Source organism: Brevibacillus sp. AG162, assembly GCF_006715575.1.
GTDB lineage: Bacteria > Bacillota > Bacilli > Brevibacillales > Brevibacillaceae > Brevibacillus > Brevibacillus brevis.
This window is the reverse complement of sequence record NZ_VFNO01000005.1, coordinates 361,880-380,045: the sequence shown is the minus strand read 5'-3', so window position 1 is coordinate 380,045 and position 18,166 is coordinate 361,880. Positions and strand designations below refer to the sequence as shown.

Below are 18,166 nucleotides of genomic sequence, written 5' to 3'. Positions count from 1 at the left end.
TAAAATGACAAAAAACGATCCGATTTTTGGTGAACTTGAGTATAAATATAGTTGGTCTAAGGATACCCATATTCATTTTTTGGGAAAAGAAACTGAGATTGCATTGATGATTGATGGTGAAGAAGATGGCGAGTTTGATGAAGAACAATATACGGCATATCAATCTTTAATGCAAGATTGGGAGCAATTGCAACAAAGCTTCTTACAACCAATTTTAGACTATTACCAACAAAAGCGACATGAACTCGGTTATGATATTGCATTTAATGAGAATTATCCCTTAGTTGAAACAACCGACCAACTTCTTGAGATGATTACTTTGGATGGAATTGTTGTTCCATATGGAGATATTAGAGAAGGCCGAGATATTGGAATACTTTTTAATTGTACATGGGATCAGGAAAATGGCCTGGGACTCCGTTTGTTGAATGAAGAGGTGATTGAAGTAGGGTATCAGGATGTTGCGATTTGAATGCTTGGGTATACGGGCTACCTAATGCCGAATAAACCCATTATTTAACCGAGACATATAGCTACTACATAAAATACAGAAAAATATTCTGACAGCAGGGAGAATACAATATAACCAGCAAACCAAACAATTTGACAAACACTTGATAAACTTTCAAAGGCTTATTCCAACTCGAACGATGAGAGGAATGAGCCTGTTTTGTATGGGATGGAGGGCATCATCGTCCTAGGGATGGGAAGGAAGAACGGGAGAGAGAAGAGAACAAGAGCAGAGGGATACTGAGGGGACGGGTAAAAGTGATGCGGATGTAAGTGAAGTTAAACCAAAACCATTAGTAGGCGAAGGGGAACAGTTTACAAATGGACGAAAAAATAAATTGAAGCCTAATATTAGGTATAAAACTGGAGAATAGGATTATTTTTATGAAACAGATAGCCTAGGTAGGATTGGTAAGTTTGAAATGGATAATTTACAATTAACAAAGAGAACAGAAAGATTGTCACACAGCAAAAATACACCGGGTAAAAATGTAGGACATTTGGCAGGTGATAGATTTGGAGGCTCACCTAAAATTGACAATTTGGTTTCACAATTATCAGAGGTTAATCAGAAGAAATATAAGAAAATCGAAAATAAATGGGCTGCGGCTTTGAAAGAAGAACCTCCCAAAAAAGTAACAGTTGATGTTGAAATAGTTTACTCTGGTAATAATATGCGTCCGGACAAATTTATTGTTAACTACACTATTGATGGTAAAGCAGCTAGTGCAAAATTTAAAAATTTTTAAAAGGAGAGGAATGTAGTTATGAAAGGATTTGAAGAAAGGTTTAGTGAATTGCAAGCAGATATGATATCTATATGTATGGAATATGTGGGAGATAGGGCCAATAAAGTATATGTTTATGCTTCATGTGAAGAAGATATGATATCGAGTAGTTTCTTTTATTTAATTAATAATAAATATGTAGAGTGTCATAAGTTGAATGATGTATTGGAGGATGGGGACGAAAGTTATGATGTTTCTACAGAAAGACAGTTTATGGTATTAAATATTATCAATGATAATATAGAAAAAATCGAAGAATTGTGCAAAGAATTTGAAAAAGACATGCCAACTGAGATGAAATTAATATATGATGCTACGAGTGGCAAGTTTCAAGCTGAATACAAGTATGATTTAGTGCACACAAATGATGATATAAAAACGGCTGATGACTTTGCTGATGAATGGTTTGAAGAGATAAAAAGTAAATCTCTTTAATGGCTCAACTTAGAAGGCTTGGGTCTCCCAGTCTGTCAAAAATTTTGAGTATAAATGGCTTACAAGCCTAACAACAAGATCGTACAAAACCGACAAACCAAACACTAAAAAACATGAAAAACACGTTTATAAACTTTGAAAGGCGTATTCCAACTTGCCATACGAGGAGGAGTAAGCTTTTTTGTTCATGTCAATTTTGTCCTTTCACAAAAGATAAACAGTTCTAATCGACACCTTTGGTGGATTGGGTAGATAAACGTAGCAGCGTTTAAGCCGGGGGATTTGCCAATAAGTCGTCTGTACCTTGAGGATTCGTAAATAAAAAGAAATAAATAAAACGAAATTTAAAAAGGAGATTTTAAAATGACAATAAATGATGCAGTTTTTGGCGAACTCGAATACAATTATGCATGGTTTAAGGATACTACTATTGAATTTTGTGGAGAAGAAGTTGAGATTGCATTAATGATAAGTGGTGAACAAGATGGTAAATTTTCCGAAAAACAATATGCAGCGTATCACTCATTGATTCAAAGTTGGGAGCAACTTCAACAAAGTATTTTACAACCAATTCTAGATTATTACGAGCAGAATTATGATGCAGGACTTAACGAGAATTACCCTTTAATTGAAACAGCCGAGCAGCTACTTGATTATATAAGTTTAGTAGGAATATCTATTCCCTTTGCGAAAGGTTTGGAAGGCAGATACATCGGTTTAACTTTCGACTGCACATGGGACGAAGAAAATGGGTTAGGTTTACTACTAATAAATGAAGAAGTAGCCAGAGTAGGATACCAGGATGTTGCGATGTAAGTAATTTAGGATAGAGGTTCGTCGTGAATTAAGTGTAAACCCGTGTAATCCCCAAAAAACATGAATGTACAATACAATCAATTTACAAATAAGAAACACCATGATTAGTTAACTTTCAAAGGCTGATTCCATCTTTCAACAATGATGGAATCAGCCTTTTTTACATGTTCAAAATCAAATGAGCGATTGCTCACCCCCCGCATTATCAGGAAGGCTGGACGAGGCCGTCATCCAGTTCGACATCAAGCAAAAGAAAGAGAACGACTACCTGGATTTTCTCGACAGACCCATCCCGCTTTATTCCAACCGCTTAAAGACAATCATCCACAAGTTCGCACCGAAGCTGTTCGTCAAATCTGTCGTACTGGTGGACATGGAAAGGATCAAGCAGGACTTGTACTGGCTGATGATCCTGCCGCGTGTGAACTGCTTGTCCGAGCAAAGTGAATTTCACCGGGACGGCTCACTCAAAAGGCTGGTTCTCGATCCAGAAAAGATTGGGCGCCGTACGATTTTTCAAATTGAAGGCATTCGTGAACCGTATATCATCATCGATTTGCGGCTGGCAGAGGCTTTGCTGCGCAGGGACTTTTTCGGTATCCGCTTGAAAAAAGCAGAGCAAGCAGGGAGGAGAATGAGTCATGCCCATGGTTGAAGATGTCGATGTAGTGCCTTCGTCCGCTCCGAAGAAAAGCTACGTTGTGGCAGGAGCAATTCTCACGTGCGACTACGGGAGCCAGAAGAACAAGCTGAAAACGCCGTTTAGTCATGGTGTGTACATTCGCAACCAGGCACAGATGAACGTGAATGACTATGTGCCGCAAGTAAATATCATGCCGTTTGGCAAATGTAAATGCGAGAAAAATCCAACCGTCGCAGCTGCTACTGCTGCCAACAACGGCGTGCTCAAGCCGATGCCATGCGTTCCTGTGGTCACCATGCCCTGGATCGATGGCAAGGCAGATGTACTCGTGGAAAATCATCCCGCCCTGTTAAACACCAGCACGAACATGTGCATCTATGGAGGCTGCATTCGCATCGAAGACGACGGACAGGAGCAATCGTGAGGGGGATTGTATGAATACGACAGAGAAGCTGGCTGGATACGAGAATATTCAGTTGGTCTCACCCTTTGAAATCCAAAGCCTGCAGGATGTCAGAATCGTGAAGAAAGTCAATGAGCACGCCAGATTGTTCGTCACCGGAATCATCCCGGAGGAGAAAAGCGACCGTTACATCGAGATGGCGACGAGTGAGGATACAGTCGCGCTGAATTTAGTGGAAAACGGTTCGCTTACGAAGACACTGTTCAAAGGACTCGTGGATTCCGTCAGTGTGAATTTTGTTCACGGCGTGTATCATTTGGAGCTGGAAGCGGTCTCGCACACGCAGCGAATGGACGGACAGCGCAAGATGCGCTCTTTTCAGCATAAACAAATGACGTATGCCAGTCTGCTGGATGAAATCACGAAGGACTATCCCGGCTCGGATTATTTGGACCATGCTTCGAACGGAGCGCCGCTCGGGACCATTGCCATTCAGTATCAGGAAACAGATTGGCAGTTTTTAAAGCGACTAGCCTCCCGCTTTGGTTCCATTCTCGTCGCTGAGGCAGTGGCAGATACGCCCAAGTTTTGGTTCGGCTTGCCCGAGGGACGCACTGCCCAATTGACAGACGCTAGCTACACCATCAGCAAAAGGCTTTCTCCCTATATGGAAACGACAGAAAACGGCTACGCGGCAGGTATGTCGGAAAACGATTTTCTCACCTATGAAGTAGAAAGCGGACAGGTCCTCCAGCTCGGAGACCGTGTGAACTACCAAGGCAAAGAGCTGGTCGTCGCCGGGTCAACAACGAGGATCGACCATGCCCTGCTGATTCACACCTATCAGCTCATGCCCGAAGCAGGCATTCGTCAAAACCCTATCCGCAACGACGACATATGCGGCGCTGCCCTGGAAGGCAAGATCATCGACATCCAAAAGGATACCGTCAAAATCCACCTCGACATCGATCCGAAGCAGCCCAAGGCAGAGGCGAGCTGGTTCCCTTATGCCACGGTCTACTCGGCAGAGGGCAACAGCGGCTTTCACTGCATGCCGCAAATGGGCGACTCCGTGAAGCTCTACTTCTCTACGCCAGATGAAGAAGGAGCCATGGCAGTCAGCTCCGTGCGAAAAGGGGGAGGCAGCACGGCGAAAACGGGCAATCCCGGCATCAAGTACTGGGGAACCAACTTTGGCAAAGAGCTGATGATGGGCGGCAAGGAGCTCGTTCTTACGGCAAAAGAGAGCGAAGAAGGCAATATTTTTATCAAGCTGCACGAAGAGGACGGCATCGAGATTCACAGTATGCATCCGATCGTATTTTCCTCGGAAAAGGATATGGAAATTACGTCAGATACGAAGGTCGAGATCAAGGCCAAGGAAGCGATCTACCTCATGTGCAGCACCAGCAGCATGATTTTGGACGGGGAAGTCGATCTTCAAGCGCCAAAGATTGAGATGGTCGGGCTGACGAAGGCGCCTGTGGTTGTGGAGGATTTGCCGCAGGAGGAAGAAGAGGAAGAAGTCGTTGAGGAGGAGCAGGAAGAAGAGAAGTCTGGATGGGGCTTCCTCGATAGCTTACAGCTTGGACTCGATATCGTAGGGATGATCCCTGTCATCGGGGAAGTGGCAGACGTCGTCAATGCGGGGATATCTGTCGCACGTGGCGATTATGCTGGTGCCGCTATGTCCCTTGCAGCCGCGATTCCAGGTGCGGGTACGGCAGTGACTGCGGCAAAGCTGACGACGAAAGCAGTGAAGGCAACCAAAGCAATGTCCAAGGCAACGAAAGCGGTCAAGGCAGCGGACAAAGCACTGGGTGTATCGAAAGCTGTCAAGGCGACGGCCAATGCAGCAAGCGCAGTGAAAGGCAAGGTCGTTACTGCTGCGCGGAACATTCAGGAGAGTATGGACAAGCTTGCCGCTGTGCAGAAGCTGAAGAAGAGCATGGTCGGCAAGTTCATGCAGAAGCCTGTTGTGAAAGAAGTGTTCAAGGAAGCCGGATCTGAGGCATTAGATTATGCGACGGACGGTGTCTTCTCGACCGTAACGGGAATGGCCTGGGCTCGGAAAAGAATCAAAGGGAAGCACAAGAAACCAGGCAAGGTAAGAAAGATGAACGTCAAAAAAGTAAAACCGAAAAGCTGCATCAAAGACCCGATCCATGGCGGCACCGGAGCGCAGTTTATCGTTCATCCTGCCCTCAAGCTGTATGGCGCCGAGACGTGGACGTTTGAACTGCATTACAACTCCCTGCTTTTGCAAGAGGGAGCACTGGGCAAAGCATGGACACACAATTATGAAATGCGCCTGGAATTCCTGGATGAGACACGCGAAGAAATTACAGTGTGGTGGAATACTGGCCGCGCCAATACCTTTACTCGCGTTCAGGACGGCTTATACCGGTCCAGTGATGCGGACGTCTTTTTTGACGAACTGCGAGAAAGACAAGACGGCTATACGCTGTGGGTCAAGGAAACGAGAGAGACGTACGATTTTGCCAGAAATGGACAAGCACTTCGCCATACGGTGGCTGCCGGAATGTCGCTGCTCTTCAGCTATGACCAGCATGGCAGGCTGAATCGCTTGACAGAAGAGCGGAGTCGTCGAGCGTTTTCACTGGAGTATGGGGTGGATGGCTTGGTTTCGGCATTGTCTGATGGGACTCGTTCCCTTCGCTTTTCGTATGATGCCGACCGCAGGATGATTCGCTATACCAATCCGAATGGTGTTGTCACTGACCTGTCTTATACAGGAAATGACCAACTGGAATCTCTGGCATCAGATGGCGTCATCGTCTACACGAATACGTTTGACGAAGAAGGGCGCATCATCTGCCAGACAGACGCGGCAGGCATCCCTGGTTATATTCACTACGATACCGAGAGCCGCCCTGGCATGATGGTCACGACCTTTACAGACGGCAATGGGCATGTCGAGATCATGATCCATGACGACAATGGCCAGTTGCTGGAGAAGACTGAGAAGGATGGAACGGTCACCAAATACTCCTACAATGAGTGGGGCCAAACGACTTCTGAAACAAACGGAGCGGGTGAGACAACCACTTATACGTACGACCATCGCGGGAATCTGGTAAAAGAGACAGATCCTCTTGGCAATACAACGACGTATACGTACAACGAAAATGACCTACTGACAGCTGAAGAAGACGCGGAAGGCGGAGTCACGACTTACGCCTATGATGAACACGAGCGGCTGGTCAGCATTACACGACCAGACGGCTGCATCTCTTCCATCGGGTATAACGAGCACGGGCAAAGAAGCACTTATATTGATTTTACAGGAGCAAAAACCACTTATCATTACGATGGACAGGGAATGCTTGTTTCCGCTCAAGACCCAGAAGGGCGTATCTTCCGTGTTGGCTTCGACCCTACAGGCAGGATGACAACCTTTACAGATGCTTTTGGGGGTTCGCTGCGTCAGGTATTCGATGCCAACGATAATCTTGTAGGTGTCATAGATCCTCTCGGAAGGATGCATTCCTTCACCTACGATACACAGGATTGTCGAGTAGAGGAGACTACGGCTAGCGGAGCATCGACGAAGATCGGGTACACGATTACAGAAAAAGTAGAATCCATAACGAATGCATATGGTGAAACAACTCGTTATGAGTATGACAAGGAATGGCAGATCGTTGGTGTCGTAGACCCAACCGGGGCGAAGACCAGTCTCGAACGCGATGCCATGGGCAGAGTGACGTCTGTCACCGATCCTTTGGGGAATACCCAGCGCTATGAATACGATGCGGCGGGACGTTTACTAGCCGTCTATGATGCAACCGGACAGAAGGTGAGCGGGCTCACCTATGATGGCGCAGGAAACATTCTTGCTCATATAGACGGACTCGGACGATCAACCCAATACCAATTTAACAAGCTCCATCAAGTTATTGCCACAACGAATGCGGCTGGACAGAAAACCAAGTTCTCCTATGATGCAGCCGCACGTCTGACAGAGGTATTGGAAAATGAAGCAGCCGTCTACAAGCAGCAATACGACGGAGAAGGCCGTCTAACGAGCTATACGGATGCCAATGGCAATGCCACCACCCTCTCCTACGATGCCAGTGGTTTGCTTTTAGCTGAACGCAATGCTACCGGAGAAGGAACGACCTACCGCTATGACAAGCGCGGATGGCTGACCGACAAGACAAATGCACGCGGTCAGGAAACGCACTACCGCTACGATGCAGCCGGACAGCTCATTGAGCAGCAAGACGAAGCGGGGACTGTTCGCAGGACTTTCGACGCCGAGGGTCGCGTGGTAAGTGTCAAAGAAGATGGAAAAGACACCAAGCGCCGTACCTACGATCTTTTGGGGCGAATCGCCTCCAGCACCGATCAGTATGGGAATACGCTCCAGTACACCTACGATGCGGGAGGCAGACTGGAAACGCTCATCTATCCAGATGGCAAGACGGTTCGCTATACCTACGATCTCGCAGGTCAATTGACCACGGTCACAGACTGGGCAGGTCGTGTCACAAGGTACACGTACGATGAAAATTACCGCCTCATTCGTACAGAGCGACCGAACGGCACGGTAGAGCAGCGTCACTATGACGCAGCTGGTCAGCTTCTGCGTCTTTGGGATCAGAATGCGCAAGGCGTCATGCTCCAGCAATATCGGTTTGTGTACAACGAGCTCGGGCAGATCATCCAAGAGGAAGAAAAGCAGTACACCTATGATGCTCTGCGGCGCCTGACGAGCGGAGCCATGGCAGGACGAAAGATTCTCTACACCTATGACCAGGGCGGGAATATTACCGCTATTGGGGATTCAGGTTCGAGTCTTGCTACGGCGATGACGTACGCCAAGGACAACCGACTGGACACCGTAGATGGTCAACAGGTTCAGTATGACGAGGACGGTAATCTTCTGCTGCTCCCGGGCAAGCAACAGCCAGAAACGTATGCGTATGATGCCCGCAATCGTCTTGTTCGTGCCGGACAAGCTCGCTACACCTATGATGCCGAATACGTCCGTACCTCGATGACTTGGAATGGAAAGACGACACGGTATGTGGTTGATCAAAACGCTGACCTGACTCAGGTTCTTATGGAGCTGGAGGAAAATGGAGCGGCCAAAGCGTATTATGTATATGGATTGGGGCTTATTGGTCGCGAGGATGCCCAAGGCGATTATTTGTCCTATCACGCGGATACGCGAGGCAGCACGACCCTGTTGACCGACGAGCATGGTCGAGTCACTGACCGTTATACCTACGGATTGTATGGGGAACTGGAAGCACATGAAGGCAGGACGAAACAGCCGTTTTGCTATAACGGCCGAGATGGAGTCATGACCGATCCGAATGGGTTGTACTACATGCGGGCGCGGTATTACCATCCGGGATTGAAGCGGTTCCTGAACCGAGATGTGCTCCAAGGGGATATGACGGACGGGCAGACGTTTAACCGTTTTGCTTATGTGAATGGGGATCCGATTGGGTTCATTGATCCGTTGGGGTTGATGAAGTGTAAAGAGGAGACAGGTGAAGTTGAATCAGAAGTATATTATAGAACAATGTCCGAAAAACATTATAAAAGATTGGAAAAAACAAAAAGAATGCCTGGTACAGGTGAAACTTTTATTTCACCTACCAAGGAATATGCAGCACAGTACGAAGGAGTACTAGTAAGGTTTGAACTTAAACCTGGCACTACAGCAAAATTAGAGGAAATAGGTTTGAAAAACGATTCTCCAATTACAAATGCTAGGTATCCAGAAATGAAAGATATCAGTAGTGTCTCTAAATGGAATGAGAAATATGCGCACTTTAAAGGGGAGGGTCTCTCTGGTAAAAAAGGAATAGGAAAACCCCAAGTAAATATAGGCCTAGGAAAAGGAACTGCATTGGATATTTTTAATGATAATATTACTAGTTTTGAAAGGATATAAAAATGAATCAAGAACTAAGAATTCTAATCAAAAAACTTATTGGCGGTGGAATAACAGATTTAGAATTTTTGGATTTGTTCAAGGGAAATATAGAAATAACGAGCTACTTTGACAAACTATTAGAAGATATTTGTAGAGAAAAAAATAAAGATGACTTAGGATTACTATTTTATATAGGATTTACATTTGATTTGTTTGATGAAAGACATTTGGAAATGTTAAACCAGTTAATTACTGAAGCTTGGCATAAGACACATGAGGATATTGCTGGCTTGCTTCAATACTTTCAATCAAATTCATCGGTAGAAAGTCTTTATAAAGCAGCAATAACAAAATTTGAGTATCTTCATTACACAAATGCCCTTGCCGTAAAATGTATTTGGGCTCTAGGTGATATAAATACGCCAGAGTCTAAAGTGAAATTAGAACTCTTAAGTAAATCAAAGGAAAAAGAAATTAAAAAGAATGCTTTACACCAATTAAAAAGAATTACTATAAAAAAGTTATAATTAACCAAAGTGAACACGTTTTTGAAATAGTCGAAAAAGCGACAGGTGATTTAGTTACTTGTCGCTTTTTGATATTTTTTATAATCCAATTTAAGGAGAGAGACTTCAAAACTCCCGAATATTTCACAAAGGCATGACGAAATTGCGCATGGCGGATACTACGGAAGAAAGCAACAAAGAATCAATGATTATAAGAATAAGACTGGAAAATGGGCACCTTCTAAGAAAACTAAAATACCAGAAGCGCCATACAGAACAGATAAACAAGCAGAAGAAGCGGCGAAGATGTTAGGCTTCGAAAAAGTTAACGCGGGAAGAGCCAAAGCAGCAGTTTTCTACTCAAAAGAACGTAGAGTTTATATTACTAGAGATATTCCAAGAGAAAGTACAGGTAGAACAGATAATGGTGGCGTATGGAAAATGGGAGAATCAATCGAATCCTTAATGAGTAGAAAAACGAGGATGGGAACATATGACAAAAACTTGGACAGGATTGGAGATTAATCAAATGTATTACTGGCAAGTTAGAAAATATCCTCCACTATTAGAAAGCGAAAAAGATAAGCCGAAGATATCTACTTGGACTTCAATAATTGATATTGGCAAAATTTATGAAGACGGCCCACTCACAATGTCAGAATATTTAAGAGTAGAAGATAAATATGTTGCTGCCGTCTTGGCGTATATGAATGTTCTTCAAGTTAAAGACTTAGAGGTATATATAATTAATAAACTAAAGGAAGAACTATTTTTAGATAACATTAACCTTTATCCTGACTGTTATCCCCCCAGTATCATCGAGTTTTATTACTCTCTAAATGATGGCGATATTTTAACTGGAAACCATATTGACCATATCGTTAGATTAGGAATGAGGGAAGATATCGTTTGTCAATTAAGGAATAACGATAAGTTTTTTGTGAACTTCGCATACGATTTTTATATGGATATTGGTAGTGCGATCATTTGTGAGGAAGCAATAAATGAAATAAAAAAAATAGGGTTGTTTATCGACTTATGGAAATGGCCGTATCCTGATAATGTGTGGGAAAAATCAGAGGATTTGTAAGGCAGAATTATCTTATTAATATTCTATGTTAACACTAATAAGGTTACATCCTTAGACCATCTTTATAAGGCTTATTCCACTTGAACAATGAGGAGGAATGAGCCTTTTTTTGCACCTTCCAGCCATAGGTTTGTGTTACAACTGATAGGCAATTGGGCAATTGATAGGAAAGTGAGACACCTATGATGCCAAATACGTGCACACTTCGATGACTTGGGGCGGAAGACGGACACGGTATGTGGTCGACCAAAACGCTAACCTGACCTAGGTTCTTGTGGAACTAGAGGAAATTGTAGCGACCGAAGCGTAGTATGTATTTGAAAAAACTAAGAAACCACCAACACCAAGGTAGGTGAATATAATGTTCAATATTAATATTGATACAAACAAATTAAATAGTCATTTAGAAAATATATCCAGTTGGGAAGATTGGTACAAAATTGAGAAAGATATTTTTCATACTGATGAATGGCCTAGAACATCCTTTGATAGATTAGAAGAAGATTTGGATAGACCGGTACAAATAATAGAGGGGTGTGAATGGGAACCAACAACTGATTCGTATGATATTTCTCCTGAAGTTAGTCATTTATATGAAAAAACCAGACAAAAAGTATTTGCTATACTGGAACCAGAAGCGGATGAGGACAATAAACAACACCCGGAATTATACGGCAAAAGGTGTATTTATTGTAGGATTTGGACAAGGGATTTTTCGAAACAAGAATGCCCAAAATGCAGCAATGAGTTACTAAAATTTCCACTTAATGAATGGGATTAGGATTAGATATTCTTGTCCAAAATGAAGGGGTACTCTATAGTTTTGAGTGGAAATATCCAGAACCTTGATTGGCTGCTTGCCTTTCAAGGTTTCATTTTTTGAACGGCTGTTGACGAAAGTATTAACCATCTAACCAATAAAGAATTATTTGCCCATAGCTTTATCTGTAAGAAATGGTTATACCTATTATGCAATAGATCTCGGGAATGAATTTGGTTCAATCGTATGCGGTTCTGAACCTGAATTTGAAGAAGTTGAACATATTGCATCTTCGTTTGATCAGTTTTTAGATAAAATCATGAAGAATAGCGTAAACTTTTCATTATTTTAATCGAGCAGTATGAGGTGAGGCTATGTCATACGTAACCTTTGATTGTACACAGTTCATTTCATTTGATTCCGATAATGAAGCTGATGTTGCTGCATCTTTGAAAGAATTTGAAGTTACCAATCATTTTAAAGTGTTACCGAAAGATGAAATTTTGCCCAATAAGTTAGAGCATTTGAGACATTTTCTTCATTCAAGCGTTTTTGAAATAGTGAATCAAGAATTCATTGGGGAGTTTGACGAGTGGTTGGTAAGAGAGGAAGTACCAGTTGATATTCTAAGTTTCAGCCGCAATATTCAATTGTTCATGCAAAACAAGCATGTGCAGAATGCCACAGTAATCCTTGTTCGATACGCTAATGATCAAAAGAATGAAGATCGCATATTTGTTGGGGAATTTCATAAAGAGCATATTTTGGAAGGATTGTACCATGCTTCTTGTTTTGGAAACGCTGGAAATATTGTTGTTTTGAAAATGAAATCGAACGATTAGAGTCCTAACTGCCCCACCAAATAGTTTTCAATGAGTGGCAATCAGATCGACCCAGGCTTTTCCTGGTTTTTTGTGTTTTTCCCAAATCCCACACTTTCCCCTTACTTTTCACGAGGTTATCCCGAACATTCCCGACGCTCGTACGGTACGATTTGTTTGTAAGAAACAATAGGAGACAGGGAGTGTTCACACATGAAAAAAATGCTTTCCGTATCTGTAGTCGCAGCGAGCTTGCTGGTAACGAGTGCCGTAGGAGCTTTTGCGGCTGAGAAAGAAGGGAAAGTAGCAGGGTGGAAAAGCCTGCCTGAAGTTCAAGCGCTAAAAACATTGCAAATGGAGCAAAAAGCTCTGCAAGATAAACTGAAAGCACAATCGCAAATCAACCAACAGGCATGGGATGTTCTTTGGGGCGATGTGACGAGAGAAGTGCGCGAACAGGTAAAAAGTGCACTGGAAGAAACGAAGCCACTGCGCGAAGCAAACAAATCGCTGTCTGCTGAACTGAAAGAAGCGAAGAAAGCTAAGGATAAGGAAAAGGTAGCGAGCATTAAAGCTGAAATCGCCGCAAACCATACCGCCATCGAAGAAAAACTGGCGCATATCCAAACAGAATTGGCCCAAGTCAAAGAGAAAAAAGCGTCCTTCAAAGAGATGAACCAAGAATTGAAGCCAATTCGCACAGAAAAGAAAGCGAACAAAGAGCAGGCGAAAGAGCTGAAAACAAATGAGCAGAACACAGTGAAAGAAGCGAAGGAAGCATTCCAGGCCGGAGATAAGGAGCAAGCAGCTGCATCCTTGCAAGAGGCTGCTGATCTGTTGAAAGAACTAATCCAGGTACAAAGCGAGATTTTGGAGCAAAAGCAAGCGATTTCCGAGATTATTCAATAAGGAACGTCTACGAGAATAGTGACAGCCCGAATCCTGTTATTAACTAGACAGATGTTCCCCCTCACATAAGAGACAGAAAAGCCCGTTGCACGTCAGCGGGCTTTTTTCATTCCCCAATTCGTCAAACTCCTTTGAACCATCTATACTAAAATGGAAGATAAAGACATAGGGGGAGGAGGAGTTTCGCATGGATATTCTAGAGAGAGCGGGTACGGTTGAGAGTAGAGAGGATATGGTTCAATTCATTTCTCATTTGGTTAAGGATTATCAGCAAAATAAAAAAGAGTGGGCGAATATATCACTTGAAGAGTTCCTTAGTGGGATGGAGTCATGGATTGAGGATTGTGATAATATGTTAGCTGATCTTGAAGGTGTAGACTGGAATTTGTTTGCTACCATTTTAATTGCAGGAAGCCGATATGAGTAAATGGAAAAGCCCTTGAAAACAAAATTTCAAGGGCCTTTGACGATATAAGGGTTATCCAGATCATCTCCGAGATTATCCAGGTCACGCGTAATATTAATGATAATTAAGTATTTTGAATTGCCTTTATGCTTTCCCAAGTCCACAACTTGATGAACCTCGATTAGATCGTTTTCATACTCCTTCTGAGAGTAGCAGATTTCAATTAACGAGGATGAAAGGTCTGTGTTGTCCCAATTCGCTACTTCCAGTTCTACAAATACTTGATTTTTCTTTATGTTCATCTGGCTTCTCTCCCTTGCTTGATCTCAATTCATTCCTCTATGTTCCTATAAATGGTAGCATATATGGTTTTAAGATAAACTCGTTGGTTGATTGTTTAATTGGGGGATTTGGCAGTCCTGGACCGATTTTTACTCTTACATGGGAGAATTGCGACGTAGCGCAAAAGAAAAAATGATATACTGGAAAAAATTAAGAGATGAACGGGGGACATAGCAATAAGTTGTTGCCGTAAGGATTATTTTAAAAGTACACAATATAATAAAAATGATCATGACAGAACAGGGAGGTTTCGAATTGGAACAGCAGCAACATCAAGAGCAATGGCAAGTGAACGTGCCTGAAAATGAGCGGGTCATGTCGGTCAAAGAATGGTTGATTACTTTTTTAATTATGATGGTGCCCGTGGTCAATCTCGTGATGTATTTTGTTTGGGCATTTGGCAGTGAAGGCAATCTAAACAGAAAGAACTGGGCAAAAGCGAACTTGCTGATCATAGGTGTTTGCATCGGGTTGTACTTGAGCGTCTTCTTTTTAATTCTGATGTTGGCATTCATTGGAGCAGCGGTTGAACAATAGGGAAACGGTGATATAGGCAAAAAACGTGGAGGGTGTAGAATGGATCACCAAACGTATGTGGAAGGAAGCATAGCGGAAAACGAAAAGGTCATGACAATGAAAGATTGGATACTCGTCTCGTTGTTCATGATGATTCCGATCGCGAATATTGTATTGTTATTTATGTGGGCTTTTGGTTCAGATGGGAATCTGAATCGTAAAAACTGGTCAAAAGCTACCTTGTTGTTAATGGCCATTCTTTTGGGTTTATACTTCGTCTTTGGTACGATCATCGCAATTATCACGTTTATTTTACTCGCCATGGAAGGGCAATAAGGGACGATGCTAAGACATCGATCAGGCATATTCCAACTCGAATCATCGAGGAGGAATATGCCTTTTTTTACGCAGAGCATTACACCAGCTTTGCCTTTTTGACGTGCTTTTTCATCAACAGATTGCCGAAATAGCAGCCGAGCAATCCACCGACAAATGAAATCGAGCACATGATGAGAATCATGCTGGGGGTTTCAAAGTAATAGAGCATCGCAGAAAGCTGCTCGGGTGTATAGCTTTTTTCCAAGGTCGCAAGATACGATTCGCGGAAGAAAATAAGCGGGACAACCCCGCAAAGCGAATAGCCGACATAAAAAACAGAATAGCTGATCGCATTGCGCACAGGATTCAGATAAGAGCCTTTTCCCCATAGGATCAGTTCGCAGATGAGTCCGATAACCGCTAAGGTAAGTAAGTAATTCGCGTAGCCAAAACCGACAAAATACAATCCAGTCAAGACAGCTGTAAAAAATAGGGTCCCGGGCTTGGCGATTTTATTGGACATGACCATATAAATCGGACCGTTGAGTAGCGCGGTAAAGCCGCCAACCAGTAAATGAGAAACAACGGTAATAATCGGGGCAATCGTCATCAGTATCAGCATGACGACGTTAAAGATCGCGAGCGTAATCATATCCCGCATGGTCCATCTGCCGCTTTGGGCAGCTAATGATGTTTGGGCTTGCATGTAACATCCTCCCTCAGACATAAGTAGCCGATCTGCTTGACTCACACTCTCTACTTGCGATCCCCCTTTTGCAGGAATGCTGGAAAACAGGTTGCTAGTTGTACACACGGTTGTCAGTATAAGAACACAATATTGATAATGAGAATCGTTGTCAAAATAAAAAAAGCCCAAATTTCAATATTTTGGGATATTTTTCGAGCTTTTTCGCCTATTATCTCCGTGTTTTCCCGTTTTTCTTGAACAATCGCCAAAATATTACAGGTTGGAGGATTTGCAAAATAATCATTCTGGTGAACGTAGGACGAGATAATCAGGGATAATCGCGGAAATGTACCAGAAAACGGAAAAGGAGGGGATTGTATGTATTTGGCAATGGTACATGAGAATCATTATCATGTACGTTGTATCAAAGCGTTTCAGCAAGAGACGAAATGGAGGAGTACATATGAGCATGGATACGATAGCGAAATCATGGCTGCTTACTCAGCCGCAAGCTAAAGACAGCGTCCGCCTGTTTTGTTTTCCTTACGCAGGGGGAGGGGCCTCGATTTACAGGGGATGGGCACAGGCTTTTCCCAGTGATGTCGGTGTTTACCCGGTTCAGCTGCCAGGGAGGGAAAATAGAATTGCCGAGCGAGCGTACTCAGATATGGGAGAGCTGGTGGAAGAGCTGGCCCAAGTGATTCATCCGTATTTGGATCGCCCGTTTCTATTTTTCGGTCACAGTATGGGAACGCGAATTGCCTTTGAGCTGGCACGTGCCGTACAGAGCAAATGGGGACGTCTTCCGCTTGGCCTCATCGTTTCAGGAGGACGAGCTCCACACTTCCCGGAACCGAAGCCTATTTACCATTTGCCTGATGATGAATTTGTCGCAGCACTGCGACGCTTTTCCGGGACCCCAGAGGCGATCCTGCAAAGCAAGGAGCTCATGCAGTTGTTCATGCCGTTGTTGCGTGGGGACTTTACCCTCGACGAAACCTATGTGTATGCCGAGGAGCCTCCGTTGGATTGCCCAATTGCTGCGTATTGCGGGACAGAGGATCAGGAAGCCACGCAGGAAGAAATGGAGGCTTGGGCTAGTCATACAAGTGCCGGATTTACGTTTGAAATGGTAGACGGCGGACATTTTTTCCTGACGACGAACAAAGAGGTTCTCCTGCAATCTGTAACCAAAATGATCGGACAATACCGGAGTGCGGTAGCAGGAAAAGGGGAGCGCTAATGGGATGCAGCATATGCAGCAGGTGCGAATAACCCATTTGTCTGAGAGGACAAAATCAGCTCTGGAGGAATCGTCCTCTATGTTGTTGGCTAAAGGGGAAGTGCATATTTGGCTGACGTTTGTGCAAGCATGGGAACACCGTATGCAGGAGCTGGAAGGCGATCTGTCTGCCGAAGAACTCGATAAACGGGCACGATTTCATTTCCACGCAGACAGGGAACGCTATGTTGTCGCACATGGACTGCTGAGAAAGATGACTGGACTGTACCAAGGGATTTCTCCTCGCGCGGTTCAATGGGAGTGCAATTCGAACGGGAAACCGCTTTTATGTGGAGCAGACAGTGATTCCGAAGCACTTTTTTTCAATCTGTCGCATTCGCATGAGCTTGTGGCGGTCGCTTTTTCACGCGATCGCCTTCTCGGCGTTGACGTGGAGCATTTGCGTCACATCCCGGAAATGGAACAGCTCATGAGCTACTTTCATCCTGTGGAGCGAGAGAGGATCTTGCGTTTACCCTTTGATGAGCGACAGCAGGCTTTTTTTGATTGCTGGACACGCAAGGAGGCTTTTGTCAAAGCGACAGGGGAGGGCCTAATTCGCCCTCTCGATTCATTTTTCATGGAAAAACAAGATGGCAGCTTCACGGTAAACGGAGATGGGATCAGGAGCGGGGAGTGGAAAGTTTACGGGTTTACGCCTGCCAGAGGCTATGCAGGAGCAGTTGCAATCGGGATAGGAAGACCGTAAATCGGAGTACTTGAAACGAGAATCTTCTATTATACTGATAAACTTTATCGGGTTTAATGAGAGTATATAAGTGTGTAAGAATATGGAAATCTCATCGTGAGAAACGAAGAAATCGTGAGAAAACGGAAGATAATCTACCCTGTTTTTCCCAAATGTAGAAAAAACAGCTTGAAGATGAAATTGACAATGAGAATCACTATCAATATCTTGTTGTTAGACAAACCAACATGATGCGTACAACGACAAGGCAGTCTCTGCATGATCCGGCTTCGGGCGCAAAGAGTGACCCGCAGTTACACAGGAGGAGGAC

General features: G+C 43.8%; 20 protein-coding genes and 1 pseudogene. 19 read left to right on the top strand and 2 right to left on the bottom strand.

All coding sequences use genetic code 11. The features are described 5' to 3' along the window. Window positions 1–4: 4 nt before the first annotated feature. The 15 genes and pseudogenes from FB479_RS18000 (at window position 5) to FB479_RS17930 (ending at window position 14,022) form a co-directional block, all read left to right on the top strand. Window positions 5–472, top strand: coding sequence for a DUF6985 domain-containing protein (locus FB479_RS18000; RefSeq protein WP_106657743.1), 468 nt, complete (start codon window positions 5–7; stop codon window positions 470–472). A 427-nt stretch (window positions 473–899) separates the two neighbouring features. Further along, window positions 900–1,259, top strand: a pseudogene (locus FB479_RS17995) (DNA/RNA non-specific endonuclease); the annotation flags it as partial. Window positions 1,260–1,277: 18 nt separating this feature from the next. Further along, entirely contained in the window at window positions 1,278–1,733 is a 456-nt protein-coding gene (locus FB479_RS17990) for an immunity protein YezG family protein (protein ID WP_106657742.1), read from the top strand. Between the two features lie 363 nt (window positions 1,734–2,096). Then, a complete protein-coding gene (locus FB479_RS17985; RefSeq protein ID WP_106657741.1) occupies window positions 2,097–2,549 on the top strand; it encodes a DUF6985 domain-containing protein in 453 nt (150 codons plus the stop codon). A 178-nt stretch (window positions 2,550–2,727) separates the two neighbouring features. Beyond that, a complete protein-coding gene (locus tag FB479_RS17980; protein ID WP_255438442.1) occupies window positions 2,728–3,204 on the top strand; it encodes an imm11 family protein in 477 nt (158 codons plus the stop codon). After that, window positions 3,191–3,616, top strand: coding sequence for a DUF4280 domain-containing protein (locus tag FB479_RS17975; RefSeq protein ID WP_142066205.1), 426 nt, complete (start codon window positions 3,191–3,193; stop codon window positions 3,614–3,616). Before FB479_RS17980 ends, FB479_RS17975 begins: the two co-directional genes overlap by 14 nt. 10 nt (window positions 3,617–3,626) lie before the next feature. Further along, a complete protein-coding gene (locus FB479_RS17970; protein WP_255438441.1) occupies window positions 3,627–9,527 on the top strand; it encodes an RHS repeat-associated core domain-containing protein in 5,901 nt (1,966 codons plus the stop codon). A gap of 2 nt (window positions 9,528–9,529) precedes the next feature. Beyond that, window positions 9,530–10,036 (top strand): hypothetical protein, encoded by a 507-nt coding sequence (locus tag FB479_RS17965; RefSeq protein ID WP_142066204.1) that lies wholly within the window; start codon window positions 9,530–9,532, stop codon window positions 10,034–10,036. A 285-nt stretch (window positions 10,037–10,321) separates the two neighbouring features. Continuing rightward, window positions 10,322–10,540: a toxin C-terminal domain-containing protein gene (locus tag FB479_RS17960; RefSeq protein ID WP_142066203.1), complete on the top strand. Its 219-nt coding sequence runs from the start codon at window positions 10,322–10,324 to the stop codon at window positions 10,538–10,540. Further along, window positions 10,509–11,105 (top strand): hypothetical protein, encoded by a 597-nt coding sequence (locus tag FB479_RS17955; RefSeq protein WP_255438440.1) that lies wholly within the window; start codon window positions 10,509–10,511, stop codon window positions 11,103–11,105. Before FB479_RS17960 ends, FB479_RS17955 begins: the two co-directional genes overlap by 32 nt. 361 nt (window positions 11,106–11,466) lie before the next feature. Beyond that, complete coding sequence (locus FB479_RS17950) at window positions 11,467–11,886, top strand: hypothetical protein (protein ID WP_142066202.1); 420 nt, start codon at window positions 11,467–11,469, stop codon at window positions 11,884–11,886. 148 nt (window positions 11,887–12,034) lie between these two features. Next, complete coding sequence (locus tag FB479_RS31280; RefSeq protein WP_370511691.1) at window positions 12,035–12,217, top strand: SMI1/KNR4 family protein; 183 nt, start codon at window positions 12,035–12,037, stop codon at window positions 12,215–12,217. Between the two features lie 22 nt (window positions 12,218–12,239). Next, window positions 12,240–12,707, top strand: coding sequence for a hypothetical protein (locus FB479_RS17940; protein ID WP_106656942.1), 468 nt, complete (start codon window positions 12,240–12,242; stop codon window positions 12,705–12,707). 192 nt (window positions 12,708–12,899) lie between these two features. Further along, window positions 12,900–13,595, top strand: coding sequence for a hypothetical protein (locus FB479_RS17935; protein WP_142066201.1), 696 nt, complete (start codon window positions 12,900–12,902; stop codon window positions 13,593–13,595). 187 nt (window positions 13,596–13,782) lie between these two features. Continuing rightward, complete coding sequence (locus FB479_RS17930; protein ID WP_106656944.1) at window positions 13,783–14,022, top strand: DUF7660 family protein; 240 nt, start codon at window positions 13,783–13,785, stop codon at window positions 14,020–14,022. Between the two features lie 26 nt (window positions 14,023–14,048). Here the strand turns inward: FB479_RS17930 and FB479_RS17925 are convergent, their stop codons facing one another. Beyond that, window positions 14,049–14,303: a hypothetical protein gene (locus FB479_RS17925; protein ID WP_142066200.1), complete on the bottom strand. Its 255-nt coding sequence runs from the start codon at window positions 14,301–14,303 to the stop codon at window positions 14,049–14,051. A 295-nt stretch (window positions 14,304–14,598) separates the two neighbouring features. Here FB479_RS17925 and FB479_RS17920 point away from each other — a divergent pair, with 295 nt between their 5' ends. Both FB479_RS17920 and FB479_RS17915 read left to right on the top strand, forming a co-directional pair. Next, entirely contained in the window at window positions 14,599–14,880 is a 282-nt protein-coding gene (locus FB479_RS17920) for a hypothetical protein (RefSeq protein ID WP_232030311.1), read from the top strand. Between the two features lie 39 nt (window positions 14,881–14,919). After that, on the top strand, window positions 14,920–15,195 hold the full coding sequence (locus tag FB479_RS17915; RefSeq protein WP_142066199.1) for a hypothetical protein: 276 nt from the start codon (window positions 14,920–14,922) through the stop codon (window positions 15,193–15,195). Between the two features lie 79 nt (window positions 15,196–15,274). Here the strand turns inward: FB479_RS17915 and FB479_RS17910 are convergent, their stop codons facing one another. Then, the gene (locus tag FB479_RS17910) at window positions 15,275–15,883 is read right to left on the bottom strand and encodes an MptD family putative ECF transporter S component (RefSeq protein WP_142066198.1); all 609 of its coding nucleotides are present in this window, start codon (window positions 15,881–15,883) and stop codon (window positions 15,275–15,277) included. A 451-nt stretch (window positions 15,884–16,334) separates the two neighbouring features. Between FB479_RS17910 and FB479_RS17905 the strand changes: the two genes are divergently transcribed. Then, window positions 16,335–17,108, top strand: a complete 774-nt coding sequence (locus FB479_RS17905) for a thioesterase II family protein (protein ID WP_244937511.1) — start codon at window positions 16,335–16,337, stop codon at window positions 17,106–17,108. A 79-nt stretch (window positions 17,109–17,187) separates the two neighbouring features. Beyond that, entirely contained in the window at window positions 17,188–17,856 is a 669-nt protein-coding gene (locus tag FB479_RS17900; protein ID WP_255438439.1) for a 4'-phosphopantetheinyl transferase family protein, read from the top strand. Window positions 17,857–18,166 lie beyond the last annotated feature (310 nt).

Coding starts and splice junctions, on each gene's coding strand:
- FB479_RS18000 (WP_106657743.1), top strand. CDS start 5: ATGACAAAAAACGATCCGATTTTTGGTGAACTTGAGTATAAATATAGT.
- FB479_RS17990 (WP_106657742.1), top strand. CDS start 1,278: ATGAAAGGATTTGAAGAAAGGTTTAGTGAATTGCAAGCAGATATGATA.
- FB479_RS17985 (WP_106657741.1), top strand. CDS start 2,097: ATGACAATAAATGATGCAGTTTTTGGCGAACTCGAATACAATTATGCA.
- FB479_RS17980 (WP_255438442.1), top strand. CDS start 2,728: ATGAGCGATTGCTCACCCCCCGCATTATCAGGAAGGCTGGACGAGGCC.
- FB479_RS17975 (WP_142066205.1), top strand. CDS start 3,191: ATGCCCATGGTTGAAGATGTCGATGTAGTGCCTTCGTCCGCTCCGAAG.
- FB479_RS17970 (WP_255438441.1), top strand. CDS start 3,627: ATGAATACGACAGAGAAGCTGGCTGGATACGAGAATATTCAGTTGGTC.
- FB479_RS17965 (WP_142066204.1), top strand. CDS start 9,530: ATGAATCAAGAACTAAGAATTCTAATCAAAAAACTTATTGGCGGTGGA.
- FB479_RS17960 (WP_142066203.1), top strand. CDS start 10,322: ATGTTAGGCTTCGAAAAAGTTAACGCGGGAAGAGCCAAAGCAGCAGTT.
- FB479_RS17955 (WP_255438440.1), top strand. CDS start 10,509: ATGACAAAAACTTGGACAGGATTGGAGATTAATCAAATGTATTACTGG.
- FB479_RS17950 (WP_142066202.1), top strand. CDS start 11,467: ATGTTCAATATTAATATTGATACAAACAAATTAAATAGTCATTTAGAA.
- FB479_RS17940 (WP_106656942.1), top strand. CDS start 12,240: ATGTCATACGTAACCTTTGATTGTACACAGTTCATTTCATTTGATTCC.
- FB479_RS17935 (WP_142066201.1), top strand. CDS start 12,900: ATGAAAAAAATGCTTTCCGTATCTGTAGTCGCAGCGAGCTTGCTGGTA.
- FB479_RS17930 (WP_106656944.1), top strand. CDS start 13,783: ATGGATATTCTAGAGAGAGCGGGTACGGTTGAGAGTAGAGAGGATATG.
- FB479_RS17925 (WP_142066200.1), bottom strand. CDS start 14,303: ATGAACATAAAGAAAAATCAAGTATTTGTAGAACTGGAAGTAGCGAAT.
- FB479_RS17915 (WP_142066199.1), top strand. CDS start 14,920: ATGGATCACCAAACGTATGTGGAAGGAAGCATAGCGGAAAACGAAAAG.
- FB479_RS17910 (WP_142066198.1), bottom strand. CDS start 15,883: ATGCAAGCCCAAACATCATTAGCTGCCCAAAGCGGCAGATGGACCATG.
- FB479_RS17905 (WP_244937511.1), top strand. CDS start 16,335: ATGGATACGATAGCGAAATCATGGCTGCTTACTCAGCCGCAAGCTAAA.
- FB479_RS17900 (WP_255438439.1), top strand. CDS start 17,188: ATGTTGTTGGCTAAAGGGGAAGTGCATATTTGGCTGACGTTTGTGCAA.